Genomic DNA, 12,537 nt, shown 5'->3' with positions numbered 1-12,537 from the left:
CCCCCGCTCAGCCGCGCGGCGCCACGTGGATACGATGCTGGGGGCCGGAGGACCGTACCCGGCCGGGCCCGACCGACAGGCAAAGCCGGCGCGGCCCCAATCCCCGCTCCCGGAGGAACTTCCGTGCCGGCTGGAACGCTGTACCGCGGCCGGGAAGGAATGTGGTCCTGGGTGGCTCATCGAGTCACCGGCGTCCTCATTTTCTTCTTCCTGTTCGTTCACGTGCTGGACACCGCTCTCGTGCGTGTCTCCCCCGAGGACTACGACAAGGTCGTAGCCACGTACAAGACGCCGATCGTCGCGCTGCTGGAGTACGGCCTCGTCGCCGCCATCCTCTTCCACGCGCTCAACGGCCTGCGTGTCATCGCCGTCGACTTCTGGTCGAAGGGCGCGCGCTACCAGAAGCAGATGCTCTGGTCCGTCGTCGGCCTCTGGCTGGTGCTGATGCTCGGGGCGATCTACCCCGTCCTCGGCCACGCCGCTCGTGAACTGTTCGGGAGCTGACGCGTACTCATGTCAAACAACACAGTCACGACTGAGAAGACCACCGCCGGTATCGGCCCGGTCGAGGGCGAGTCCCTCTACAACGTCGACAACCCGGCCCCGTACATCGAGGCACCGCGCCGGCGCACCAAGAAGACCCCCAAGTCCACCCGGGGCAACTTCGAGATGGCCGCCTGGCTGTTCATGCGCCTGTCCGGCGTCGTGCTGGTCGTCCTGGTCATCGGCCACCTGCTGATCCAGCTCGTGCTGGACGGCGGCGTCTCCAAGATCGGCTTCGCCTTCGTGGCCGGCCGCTGGGCGTCCCCGTTCTGGCAGGTCTGGGACCTGCTGATGCTGTGGCTCGCCATGCTGCACGGCGCCAACGGCCTGCGCACGGTCATCAACGACTACGCGGAGCGCGCGAACACCCGGCTGTGGCTGAAGGGCCTGCTCTACACCGCCACGGTGTTCACCATCCTGCTGGGCACGCTGGTGATCTTCACCTTCGACCCGAACATCCGCTAGGCACGGGGCTGAGGCAACCACTCATGAAGATCCACAAGTACGACACCGTCATCGTCGGCGCCGGTGGCGCGGGCATGCGCGCGGCCATCGAGTCGACGAAGCGCAGCCGCACCGCCGTGCTGACCAAGCTCTACCCCACCCGCTCCCACACGGGCGCCGCGCAGGGCGGCATGGCCGCCGCGCTGGCCAACGTGGAGGAGGACAACTGGGAGTGGCACACCTTCGACACGGTCAAGGGCGGTGACTACCTGGTCGACCAGGACGCCGCCGAGATCCTGGCGAAGGAGGCCATCGACTCGGTCCTCGACCTGGAGAAGATGGGCCTGCCGTTCAACCGCACCCCGAACGGCACCATCGACCAGCGCCGCTTCGGCGGTCACAGCCGCAACCACGGCGAGGCCCCGGTCCGCCGGTCCTGCTACGCCGCGGACCGCACGGGCCACATGATCCTCCAGACGCTGTACCAGAACTGCGTCAAGGAGGGCGTGGAGTTCTACAACGAGTTCTACGTCCTCGACCAGCTGATCACCGAGGTCGACGGCGTCAAGAAGTCGGCCGGTGTCGTGGCGTACGAGCTCGCCACCGGCGAGATCCACGTCTTCCAGGCGAAGGCCGTGATCTACGCGTCCGGCGGCTGCGGCAAGTTCTTCAAGGTGACGTCGAACGCGCACACGCTGACCGGTGACGGCCAGGCGGCCGTGTACCGCCGGGGTCTGCCGCTGGAGGACATGGAGTTCTTCCAGTTCCACCCGACCGGCATCTGGCGCATGGGCATCCTGCTGACGGAGGGCGCCCGCGGTGAGGGCGGCATTCTCCGCAACAAGGACGGCGAGCGCTTCATGGAGAAGTACGCGCCGGTCATGAAGGACCTCGCGTCCCGTGACGTCGTCTCCCGCTCCATCTACACGGAGATCCGCGAGGGCCGCGGCTGCGGTCCCGAGGGCGACCACGTCTACCTGGACCTCACGCACCTCCCGCCGGAGCAGCTGGACGCCAAGCTGCCCGACATCACGGAGTTCGCGCGCACCTACCTCGGTATCGAGCCGTACACGGACCCGATCCCGATCCAGCCCACCGCGCACTACGCGATGGGCGGCATCCCGACGAACGTCGAGGGTGAGGTCCTGAGCGACAACACCACGGTGGTCCCGGGTCTGTACGCGGCCGGTGAGGTCGCCTGTGTGTCGGTGCACGGCGCGAACCGCCTCGGCACGAACTCGCTCCTGGACATCAACGTGTTCGGCCGCCGTGCGGGTATCGCCGCCGCCGAGTACAGCCAGAAGGCGGACTTCGTCGAGCTGCCGGAGAACCCGGCGGAGCTGGTGATCGAGCAGGTGGAGCAGCTGCGCTCGTCCACCGGCACCGAGCGGGTGGCGACCCTCCGCAAGGAGCTCCAGGAGACCATGGACGCCAACGTCATGGTGTTCCGCACGGAGCAGACGATCAAGACGGCGGTCGAGAAGATCGCGGAGCTGCGCGAGCGCTACCGGAACGTCTCGATCCAGGACAAGGGCAAGCGGTTCAACACGGACCTGCTGGAGGCCATCGAGCTCGGCAACCTCCTGGACCTCGCCGAGGTCATGGCGGTTTCGGCGCTGGCCCGCAAGGAGTCCCGCGGCGGTCACTACCGCGAGGACTACCCGAACCGCGACGACGTCAACTTCATGCGCCACACCATGGCGTACCGCGAGGTGGGTGACGACGGCACGGAGTCCATTCGTCTCGACTACAAGCCGGTCGTCCAGACCCGCTACCAGCCGATGGAGCGTAAGTACTGATGGCAACCCCCGTTATGGACAAGGTCGAGGCGGAGTCCGCGGCCTCCCCGTACATCACGGTCACGTTCCGGGTCCGCCGCTTCAACCCGGAAGTCTCCGCTGAGGCTGTGTGGGAAGACTTCCAGCTGGAGATCGACCCCAAGGAGCGCGTCCTCGACGGCCTCCACAAGATCAAGTGGGATGTCGACGGCACGCTGACCTTCCGTCGCTCGTGCGCCCACGGCATCTGCGGCTCCGACGCGATGCGGATCAACGGCAAGAACCGCCTCGCGTGCAAGACGCTGATCAAGGACATCAACCCTGAGAAGCCGATCACGGTCGAGCCCATCAAGGGCCTGACGGTCCTGAAGGACCTCGTGGTCGACATGGAGCCGTTCTTCCAGGCGTACCGGGACGTCATGCCCTTCCTCATCACGAAGGACACGAACGAGCCCACGCGCGAGCGTCTGCAGACCGCCGAGGACCGTGAGCGTTTCGACGACACGACGAAGTGCATCCTCTGCGCCGCCTGCACCTCCTCGTGCCCGGTCTTCTGGAACGACGGCCAGTACTTCGGCCCGGCGGCCATCGTCAACGCGCACCGCTTCATCTTCGACTCGCGTGACGAGGCCGGCGAGCAGCGCCTGGAGATCCTCAACGACAAGGACGGCGTGTGGCGCTGCCGCACGACCTTCAACTGCACGGACGCCTGCCCGCGTGGCATCGAGGTCACCAAGGCGATCGCCGAGGTGAAGAAGGCGCTGATCACGCGCCGGTTCTGACCTTCCGGCACCCGCCTCAGGGCCCTGTTTCCGTCACTTCGGGAGCAGGGCCCTGCGGCGTTCGTGGCCGGTTCGCCTACAACTGGCTCAGGATCGTCGGATCCGTGATCCTCGTGTCGTCGGCCAGCATCATGGCCTTGCTCAGGATCACCGCCAGCATCCGGTCCCCCTCGTACGGCAGGTAACCGGCCTGCGGGGCGGACGGGTTGGACTTGGGGACGATGCAGAGGTACTGGTCGTTCGGGGTCCTGAGGATGTTGCCCGAGCCGAGGTGGATCTTGTACGTGTGGCGGTCGCCCTTCACTTGCAGGAAGCGGCCCTCGATCGTGCAGCGGTCGGCGATGGCCAGCCTCGGTATCAGGCGTTCCAGGAGGGCTCGGCGGGTCTGCGCGCTCGCGGCCAGTTCACCGAAGCCGTACGACGTCCAGTACTCCCGGAAGCGGCCGTCGGGGCCGCCGTCCTGCCAGGTCGGGTCGTTGCCGACGCTCGCCACACCGACGAACAGGTCGATGTCGCGCAGGACTTCGGAGAGGACCAGGGGCGGGATGTCGGTCAGCGGCAGCGCCTCGACCGGGTCCGTGCCGTCGCGCAGCCACATGCGGTACTCGCCGCCGCAGCAGTGCGCCGAGTTCTGCGGGGCGTCGATCGGGTAGAAGCGGACCTGGTCGGTGCGCAGACGCAGGAAGCTGCCGGAGTCGGTGATGTCCTCGTAGCTTTCGCCGGTGTCGCCCGCGATCCAGTACTCGGCACGCAGGCCCCACTGGGGCAGCTCCCGCACGGCGGGCGGCGCCTCGTCGTCGACGGCCAGGCGCAGCTTGTTGTGCCAGCCCCGGATCGCCGCCAGGGAGTGGAACTGGTGCTGGCGCAGGAAGTGCGCCGCGAAGCGGTTGGAGTACGTCCGCGTGGCGCGCTCGGCGTCCGTGAGCAGGTACACCTCGCGGTGGGCCTGCTTGAAGGGCTGGGTGATGCCGTGCCGCTCCAGCCAGTCCCGCCAGGCGACGACCTCGGCGGGCTCGTGGCCGGCCGGATGCCAGAGTTCGACCTGCGTGCCCTCGGTCACCGGTGCGTCGGCGAGGGTGCGCAGCTCGCCGCGCGCGTACCCGACGGTCCTACCGTCGACCCTCCAGAGCAGGCGGCGGGCGAGGGTGCCGACCAGCGGGTGGTCGAGGTAGCGCTCACGCCAGGCGGCGTACGGCCAGGTGCGGCGGGCCAGGAACTGGCGGTCCAGGCGCTCGCTCTGCGCCGAGAGCATCTTGTCGATGTCCTTGACCGCGCTCTTGAGCTCCTTGAGCTCGTCGGCGTGGTCGCGTCGTACGGCGGCGGGCACGCTCTTGACCGCCTTGCCGCTCGCGTTGCGCCAGCTCAACACCGCCTTGGGGCCGCGGACTTCGAGCAGTGCGGTGACCTCGCCGAGCCGGTGCTCCGCGCGGCCCACCTCCGTCAGGCCGTACGCCGGTACGGCCAGCTCCTCGACCTCCTCGCGGGCCAGGCCCAGCGCCTGCGCGCGGGCGTCCAGCGCGGTGTTCAGGACCTTGAGCGTGCCCTTGAAGGTGACGCGGGTGGTCAGACGGGCCAGTTCGGCGAGGGCCGGCTCGCCGTCGATGCGGGCCAGGGCGTTGACCGCGGCGTTGGCGACCTTGGGGTTCACCGGGCCGAGGCCCGCGACCTTGCGCAGGGTGGTCTCGGCCAGGGCGCCCAGGGTGCGGGCGGTCTCGGGGTGCGCGGGCAGGAGGGAGAGCAGCCAGGCCAGGCCGCGCAGGGCGTCGGCGTTGTACGGGTCGAAGGTGGCGTTGGGATTCGGGCCGTAGCGCGGTTCGAGCAGGAGGCGGGTGCGCGGCCTGCCCGCCAGCCGAAGCCAGGACAGCAGCCGCTCCCGCACCTCGTCGGCATCGAGCGGCGCGATCAGAGCGCGGCCGGTCCTGTCCCACTTCGCGGACGGACGGGTGCTGGTCGCCGTGGCCGCGTGGGCGAGCAGTCGCCGCCAGTCGCCGCCGAGCTCGGCCACCTCGGCGAGGGCCCGGTCGGACCAGGCCTCGCCCGGATTCACCGGGGGGCCGTCGAGCCGCGCGACCAGGTCCCCCAGGCGCTTCTTGCCGTTCCACACCGTCAGACACGAGCGGCGGATCACGGCGACGAACTCGCCGGACAGCTCCCGTCCGTCCGCGAGTTCCTGGTCGGCGAGCCGGACCAGCCCGCTCGGGTCGTGATGCACGTCCTGGTCGGCGATCAGGCCGATCAGCGCGGCGCGGGTGGCGGGCGGCTGCCCCTCGGCGGCGGCCCGCATCATCCGGAAGCTGTTGAGCAGGTCCACGATGTGGCGGCGTCCGGCCGTGCCTGGCTCCAGCTCGTGGTACCGGAAGGTCAGCCCGTGCAGGAGCCGCGCCTGGAAGGCGGTGTCCGCGGCATAGACCGCTTCGGCGACCTTGTGGCCGTCCCGGCGCCACTTGCCATCGGTCATCTCGAAGAGCCCGAGCAGTTCGGGGACGAGCCGCTCGGCGTCCCGGGCCTCGACCAGGTCGAGGGCCTCGCCGACCAGCTGGGCGTATTCCGGCGTCGAGGCGGCCATCAGCCACCCACCAGCGCCACGAGCTTGAGGAACGTGATCTCGGTGCCGAGCCCGAGCTCGATCTCCTCGTCGAGGCCGGTGATCTGACGGTCCCCCACGAGCACGAGGAAGCCGTTGCCCTCGAAAGCCCTGAGCGCCAGCTCGGTCTGCGTGTCGGGGTCTATCCGGCGGGCCGTGCGCATCGCGTACCCGTTCAGCACGCGCTCCGCGTCCTGCGGCTGCACCAGCCCCTGGAAGACCTCCGGCATACGCGCGTTGTACTCGGCGACCTCCTGGAACACCCGGCGCCGGACCAGCTCACGCACGGTGAGCCGCTCCTCGGCGATCTCCAGCCCCCAGCCGTCGCTACGGCTCCCGCTCGTCGTCTCGTCGACGAACATCACGATTCCCATGCCGACGACAGTACGAGGCGGCACTGACAATCACCGGATCCGGCCGATCATCGCCTTACCCTGACGGTATGTCAGATGACGAGTCGTACGAACTGCTCGGGTTCGACAATGTGCTGCTGCCGGTCGGCGACCTCGCGGAGGCCGTCGGGTTCTACGAGCGGGCCGGGTTCGCGGTCGGGTTCCGGCTCGACGAGGCCGGGATCGCGGTGCTGAAGGTCGGGGGCGAGACGCCGGGCCTGCTGCTGCGCCAGGAGGAGGCGGTGGGGCACCGGCCGCCGCCGTGGCCCTCCCCCCGCGTATGGCTGGAGGTGCCGGACGCACGGGCGGCGGCGCGGGCGTTGGGCGACGCGGGCGTCGAGCCGCTCGACGCGCCCTTCTCCGTGGCGACCGGCTGGACCGTCGAGATCGCCGACCCCTGGGGGAACGTCATCGGGTTCACGGACTACTCCAAACGGCCGGAGCTCGCACGCAGAACCTGACGAGGGTCCCGGCGGGGGCGGCGTGACGCAGACCTCGCCGCAAGCGAGTTGAACATGTTCAAAGCCGGGGTCTAGAGTCTCTCCCGTCAGAGTTTTGAACGCGTTCAAGAAGGGGGAGGCCATGGACCGCACGGTCATCGCCTATGTCATCTACCTGGCCGTCAGCATCGCGCTCACCGTCTGGGTGGCCCGCACACTCAGCCGCAACGGGCGGATCTTCCTCGCCGACGTACTGCGCGGGAACGAGAAGCTCGCCGACGCCGTGAACCACCTGCTCGTGGTCGGCTTCTACCTCGTCAACCTCGGATTCGTCGCGCTGTATCTGAGCGACGACGACACCGTCCTCGACACCCGGGGCATCTTCGAGGCCCTGTCGACCAAGCTCGGCGTGGTGCTGCTGGTGCTCGGCGTGATGCACCTGGGCAACGTCTACGTGCTCAACAAGATCCGGCGGCGCGGGGTGATGGAGCGCGAGCAGGTGCCTCCGGTCCCGCCGCAGGGCTGGGTCACCCCGTCGGCCGGGGCCTGAGCGGGCGCCGACATGGCAGTCGACACGACAGCACACGGGGCGGCCGGTGCCGCGGTCCGCGGACTCACCGTCCTGTACGACGCCCAGTGCTCGCTGTGCACCTTCCTGCGCGACTGGCTCGTGAAGCAGCCGCAGTTGGTGCCGCTGGAGATGGTGCCGGCCGGGTCCGAGGAGGCCCGGCGGCGCTTCCCCGGCCTCGATCACGGCGCCACCCTCGACGAGATCACCGTCGTCGGCGACGCCGGGCAGGTCTACCGGGGCGGCGCCGCCTGGATCGTCACGCTGTGGGCGCTGCGCGAGCACAGGGGACTCGCGCATCGCCTGAGCACTCCGTCCGGGGCGCGGCTCGCCAAGGGGGCCGTGCTCGCCGCCGCGAAGTGGCGCGGCGGACAGTGGGGCGGGCGGGCCTACCGGCGCGGGGACGGGTGGTCGTACGACCCGGGTCGGGGCTGGAGGTACAACGCGCCGGGATGTGAGGACGGCACCTGCGCCACCGGGTAGCGAGGTCGGCGGCGAAAGAGACCAACTCGACCCCGAATGGCGCTCTTCCGGACTCGGATTCTGGCATGCACCCTTCCAAAACCGCGCTCGGGTTGGCACTCTGCCTCAGGTTCTCCACTCCGCACTCGCACCGACTGTCGGTTGCCGGGCGGCCATCCGGTCGCCCGGTCCCCCATCGCAGAAGGAGTACGCGTGAGAGGCATACCCGGCATATCCCGCCTGCCCCGTCCCGTCCTCGGCGCCCTGGTCGGCGTCACCGCGCTGCTCACCGCGGGCACCCTCGCCACTCCCGCGGGCGCCGCGCCGAGGCCCGACACCACCACCGGCGTCAGCTCGGTCCCGGCCGGCGCACAGCAGCAGGCCCGTGACTTCTGGACCTCGGAGCGGATGCGCGAGGCGACCCCGCTCGACCTGGTGACCGTCAACGGCCACTTCGACGGCGGCTCGGCGCCTCTCAAGGGCGCGGCGACCACCATCGCGCCCAGCGCCCCGGCAGCGGCCGTCGGCAAGGCCGCGTCCGGCATCGGCCTGATGGCCTTCCCCAACGGCGGCGGTCAGTGGACCGGCGGCGGCGCGGTCGTCTCCACGGCGGGCCGCGTGTTCTTCACCTACCAGGGCCGTACGGCGTCCTGTTCCGGCAACGCCGTCACCAGCGCCAACAAGAGCACCGTGATCACGGCGGGCCACTGCGTGAAGCTGGAGGGAGCCTGGCACACCAACTGGGTCTTCGTACCCGGCTACCACGACGGACAGGCCCCCCACGGACGTTGGACCGCGTCGAAGACCCTGTCCACCCCGCAGTGGACGGCGAGCGAGGACATCAACTACGACGTCGGCGCGGCTGTCGTCGCCCCGCTGGACGGAAAGCTCCTCACGGACGTCGTCGGCGGGCAGGGGCTGGCTTTCAACACCGGCTACAACCTGCGCATGTACTCGTTCGGCTTCCCGGCCGCCGCCCCGTACGACGGCGAGAAGTTCATCTACTGCAGCGGCAGCACCAGCCGGGACTTCCTGCTGTCCAACGACCACGGCATGAACTGCAACATGACCGGCGGCGCCAGCGGCGGCCCCTGGTTCACGCAGTTCAACGAGTCCACGGGCACCGGCCTGCTGTCCTCGGTGAACAGCTTCAAGTACAACTTCCTGCCGAACCGGATGTACGGCCCGTACTTCGGCGCCGACGCCCAGAACCTGTACCAGACGGCACAGGCCTCCTGACGGTCGGCCGCAGCGGCACTCGTTAGGCTCTCGTTCCGTGTCCTCGAAGAACGACAGCCCTGAACAGGGCGACGCACCCAGCAAGTCCGAGCAGACCCGTGCCCTGATCCTGGAGACCGCCATGCGGCTGTTCCAGGAGCGCGGCTACGACAAGACGACGATGCGGGCCATCGCCCAGGAGGCCGGGGTCTCCGTCGGCAACGCGTACTACTACTTCGAGGGCAAGGAACACCTGATCCAGGGCTTCTACGACCGGATCGCCGCCGAGCACCAGGCGGCGATCCGGGGCGTCCTGGCGCGCGAGACCGACCTGGAGGCGCGGCTCGCGGGTGTGCTGAAGGTGTGGCTGGACATCGCCACGCCCTACCACGAGTTCGCGGTGCAGTTCTTCAAGAACGCCGCCGATCCCGACAGTCCGCTCAGTCCCTTCTCCGCGGAGTCGGAGCACGCGCGCGTGGAGGCCATCAGCATCCATCGGCAGGTGCTGGCGGGCGCGACGAAGACCAAGGTGCCCGAGGAGCTCCGGGACGTCCTGCCGGAGTTGATGTGGCTCGCCCAGATGGGGCTCGTCCTGTACTGGATCTTCGACCGCACCGAGGGCCGCGAACGCAGCTACCGGCTCGCCGAGCGGGGCGCCCGGCTGACCGCGCGTGGTGTGACACTGGCGCGGTTCCGGGTGCTGCGGCCGCTGGTGCGCGAGGTGCACGACCTGTTCACGGACTTCCTGCCGGGGATGACCAACGCCATTCCGGATCCGGCCAGGAGGAAGGCGGACAAGGCGGAGGGGAACGCCACCGGCAAGGGGGCGCCCGCCGAGGACGAGCGCCCCTGAAACCGCTGGCGGCCGACGTCAGTTGACGGCGTCCACCTCACCCTCGGCCAGCTCCACGTCGTACACCAGCGGCCCGTCCGCCACGACCACCTGCCCCGCCCGGGAGCCGTACGACTCGGCGGTCGTCGCCAGCAGATACGTCCCCGGCGCAGGCACCGAGACGATGTACGAGCCGTCGGCCAGGGACGTCACCCCGTCCAGCCGGCGCCCGCCCGGCGTCAGCAGCGTCACCGCTGCCCCCTCGACGGGCCCACCGTCGGCGCTGCGGATGAAGCCGTGGACGACCGAGGACCGGCCCGCCGCGACCGGCTCCTGATCGGCCCCCGGCGTCTCCTCCTTCGGCTCGACCGCCAGATGCGGCAGCCGCTTCTCCAGCCAGTCCGGCAGCCACCAGTTGGCGTTCCCGAGCATGTGCATCGCGGCCGGCACCAGGGCCGTACGCAGGATGAAGGCGTCCAGGGCGACGGCGGCCGCGAGGCCGATGCCCGCCATCGCGCCCTCCATGTCGCCGCTCAGCACGAACGCGCTGAACACACAGATCATGATCAGGGCGGCCGAGTTGATGACCCGGCTGGTCTCCGCCAGGCCGACGCGCACCGCGCGCGCGTTGTCCTTCGTGTGCACCCACTCCTCGTGCATCCGGCTCACCAGGAACACCTGGTAGTCCATGGAGAGGCCGAACAGCAGGGACAGCATGATGACCGGCAGGAAGGAGGTGATCGGGCCCTCCTTGCCGACGCCGATCAGTTCGGTGCCCCAGCCCCACTGGAAGATCGCCACCAGGACACCGAAGGACGCGGCCGCCGCGATGAGGTTCATCAGCGCGGCCGTCAGCGGCACCACCAGCGAGCGGAAGGCCACCAGCAGAAGCAGGAAGCCGAGCGCGATGATCGTCGCGACGAAGTACGGCAGCCGCTCGCCGGTCACCGAGGCGAAGTCCTTGAATACCGCCGTCACCCCGCCGACATGGGCCTCGACGCCCGCCTTCGGGATCACGTCGTCGCGCAGGCGGTCGATGAGCCGGTCCGTCTGCTCGGACTGGGGCGAGGTGGTCGGTACGACCTGGATCACGGTGACGCCGTTCGCGGGCGGTACGGCGGCCACCTGGGCGACGCCCTCGGTCGACCGGATGCCGTTCACCAGGCCGCTGGGGGCGTCGCCCTCGACGACCACCTGGAGCGGGCCGTTGACGCCGGGGCCGAAGCCCTCGGCGAGCAGGTCGTAGGCCTGCCGGGTGGTGGTCGACTCCTGGTGGTTGCCCTGGTCGGTGGCGCCGAGGCGCAGCGACAGCACGGGGATCGCGAGGACCGCCATGACGACGACGGCCATCGCCGCGACCGGCCGCGGGCGCCTTTGGACGTACGACGACCAGCGCGCCGCGAGCCCGCTCGCCTCGGCCGGCTCCGGTCCCGTCGCGGCGAGCCGGCGCCGCTGCCTGCGGCTGAGCACCCGCGTGCCGAGCAGTCCCAGCAGGGCCGGCAGCAGGGTGGTCGCGGCCAGCACGCTCAGCACGACAGTGAGCGAGGTCGCCACGACCACGCCGTCCAGGAACCGCATGTTCATCACGAGCATCCCGGCGAGCGCGATGCACACCGTGCCGCCCGCGAACAGCACCGCGCGCCCCGAGGTGTTGAGAGCGGTCACGGCCGCCTCCTCGGGCTTCATCCCGCGCAGGATGCCGCGCCGGTGCCGGGTGACGATGAACAGGGCGTAGTCGATACCGACGCCGAGGCCGATCAGCGAGCCGAGCAGCGGCGCGACCTCGGGCACGTCCGTGACATGGCTGAGCAGCATCGTCCCGGTCAGGCCGGTGCCGACACCCGCGATCGCCACGACGATCGGCAGCAGCATCGCGAAGAGCGAACCGAAGGCGAGGAACAGCACGATCGCCGCCGCCAGGATGCCGACCGCCTCCGCCGTGCCCTGCGGCGGCTCCTGGCTGCGGGCGATGGCCTGGCCGCCCAGCTCGACCTGGAGTCCGTCGCGTTCGGCGGCCTGCGCCCGGTCGACGACGTCCTCGATCAGCTCCTTCGGAATGCCGTTCGCCTGCTCGGTGAACGTGATCTGCGCGTACGCGATCCGCCCGTCCCGGCTGATCTGCCCGGCCGACCGGGCCGCGTACGGGTCGGTGACCTCGCCGACCCCCTTCATCCGCCCGATCTCGTCGAGCGCGGGCTCGATCCGGGACCGTACGGAATCGTCCCGCACGGAGCCCCCGTCCACCTTCCACACCACCGTGTCGGTGTCGCCCGCGCGCTCCGGGAAGGCCTTCTCCATCAGGTCGTACGCGGTCGTGGAGTCCGTGTTCGGGAGGGAGAAGACGTTCGCGTAGTTCGTGCCCGCCGCCGAACTCGCCGCGCCCAGGCCGAACAGTGCCCCCAACCACAGCAACAGGACCACCAGCCGGTGCCGATAGCACCACCGTGCCAATGCCGCCACGTTCAACGCTCCTTATCCGGTCGGTTGGTCCCCC

The 12,537-nt window shown here is 69.8% G+C and carries 12 protein-coding genes; 9 read left to right on the top strand and 3 right to left on the bottom strand.

Going from position 1 to position 12,537, the window contains the following annotated elements:
* Window positions 1-123: 123 nt before the first annotated feature.
* The 4 genes from sdhC to ACZ7NC_RS12525 are packed head-to-tail and all read left to right on the top strand — an operon-like array spanning window position 124 to window position 3,547.
* Entirely contained in the window at window positions 124-504 is a 381-nt protein-coding gene (gene sdhC, locus ACZ7NC_RS12540) for a succinate dehydrogenase, cytochrome b556 subunit (RefSeq protein ID WP_435211500.1), read from the top strand.
* A 9-nt stretch (window positions 505-513) separates the two neighbouring features.
* Window positions 514-1,008 carry a succinate dehydrogenase hydrophobic membrane anchor subunit gene (locus tag ACZ7NC_RS12535; RefSeq protein WP_471487429.1) on the top strand — a complete coding sequence of 165 codons (495 nt, stop codon included), beginning with the start codon at window positions 514-516 and terminating at the stop codon, window positions 1,006-1,008.
* Window positions 1,009-1,031: 23 nt separating this feature from the next.
* The gene (gene sdhA / locus ACZ7NC_RS12530) at window positions 1,032-2,786 is read left to right on the top strand and encodes a succinate dehydrogenase flavoprotein subunit (RefSeq protein ID WP_471487427.1); all 1,755 of its coding nucleotides are present in this window, start codon (window positions 1,032-1,034) and stop codon (window positions 2,784-2,786) included.
* On the top strand, window positions 2,786-3,547 hold the full coding sequence (locus ACZ7NC_RS12525) for a succinate dehydrogenase iron-sulfur subunit (RefSeq protein ID WP_471487426.1): 762 nt from the start codon (window positions 2,786-2,788) through the stop codon (window positions 3,545-3,547). Before sdhA ends, ACZ7NC_RS12525 begins: the two co-directional genes overlap by 1 nt.
* Window positions 3,548-3,623: 76 nt before the next feature.
* Here ACZ7NC_RS12525 and ACZ7NC_RS12520 read toward each other — a convergent pair whose 3' ends face one another.
* Both ACZ7NC_RS12520 and ACZ7NC_RS12515 read right to left on the bottom strand, forming a co-directional pair.
* Entirely contained in the window at window positions 3,624-6,113 is a 2,490-nt protein-coding gene (locus ACZ7NC_RS12520; RefSeq protein WP_471487425.1) for a DUF4132 domain-containing protein, read from the bottom strand.
* On the bottom strand, window positions 6,113-6,505 hold the full coding sequence (locus ACZ7NC_RS12515; RefSeq protein ID WP_471487423.1) for a hypothetical protein: 393 nt from the start codon (window positions 6,503-6,505) through the stop codon (window positions 6,113-6,115). Before ACZ7NC_RS12515 ends, ACZ7NC_RS12520 begins: the two co-directional genes overlap by 1 nt.
* A 68-nt stretch (window positions 6,506-6,573) precedes the next feature.
* On the opposite strand from ACZ7NC_RS12515, the gene ACZ7NC_RS12510 reads away from it, so the two are divergent.
* The 5 genes from ACZ7NC_RS12510 to ACZ7NC_RS12490 all read left to right on the top strand — a co-directional run bounded on the left by ACZ7NC_RS12510 (window position 6,574) and on the right by ACZ7NC_RS12490 (window position 10,064).
* Window positions 6,574-6,984, top strand: a complete 411-nt coding sequence (locus tag ACZ7NC_RS12510; protein WP_471487422.1) for a VOC family protein — start codon at window positions 6,574-6,576, stop codon at window positions 6,982-6,984.
* 121 nt (window positions 6,985-7,105) lie between these two features.
* Window positions 7,106-7,513 (top strand): hypothetical protein, encoded by a 408-nt coding sequence (locus ACZ7NC_RS12505; protein WP_471487421.1) that lies wholly within the window; start codon window positions 7,106-7,108, stop codon window positions 7,511-7,513.
* 12 nt (window positions 7,514-7,525) lie between these two features.
* Window positions 7,526-8,014, top strand: coding sequence for a thiol-disulfide oxidoreductase DCC family protein (locus ACZ7NC_RS12500; protein WP_471487419.1), 489 nt, complete (start codon window positions 7,526-7,528; stop codon window positions 8,012-8,014).
* 192 nt (window positions 8,015-8,206) lie between these two features.
* The gene (locus ACZ7NC_RS12495) at window positions 8,207-9,232 is read left to right on the top strand and encodes a trypsin-like serine peptidase (protein WP_471487418.1); all 1,026 of its coding nucleotides are present in this window, start codon (window positions 8,207-8,209) and stop codon (window positions 9,230-9,232) included.
* A gap of 37 nt (window positions 9,233-9,269) precedes the next feature.
* Complete coding sequence (locus ACZ7NC_RS12490) at window positions 9,270-10,064, top strand: TetR family transcriptional regulator (protein WP_471487417.1); 795 nt, start codon at window positions 9,270-9,272, stop codon at window positions 10,062-10,064.
* 18 nt (window positions 10,065-10,082) lie between these two features.
* Here ACZ7NC_RS12490 and ACZ7NC_RS12485 read toward each other — a convergent pair whose 3' ends face one another.
* Window positions 10,083-12,494, bottom strand: coding sequence for an MMPL family transporter (locus ACZ7NC_RS12485; RefSeq protein ID WP_471487528.1), 2,412 nt, complete (start codon window positions 12,492-12,494; stop codon window positions 10,083-10,085).
* Window positions 12,495-12,537: the final 43 nt, after the last annotated feature.

The sequence above is a fragment of the Streptomyces sp. NPDC111802 genome (assembly GCF_055634335.1).
Note: the sequence above shows the minus strand (reverse complement) of the source record. Positions and strands in the feature narration are given on the sequence as shown.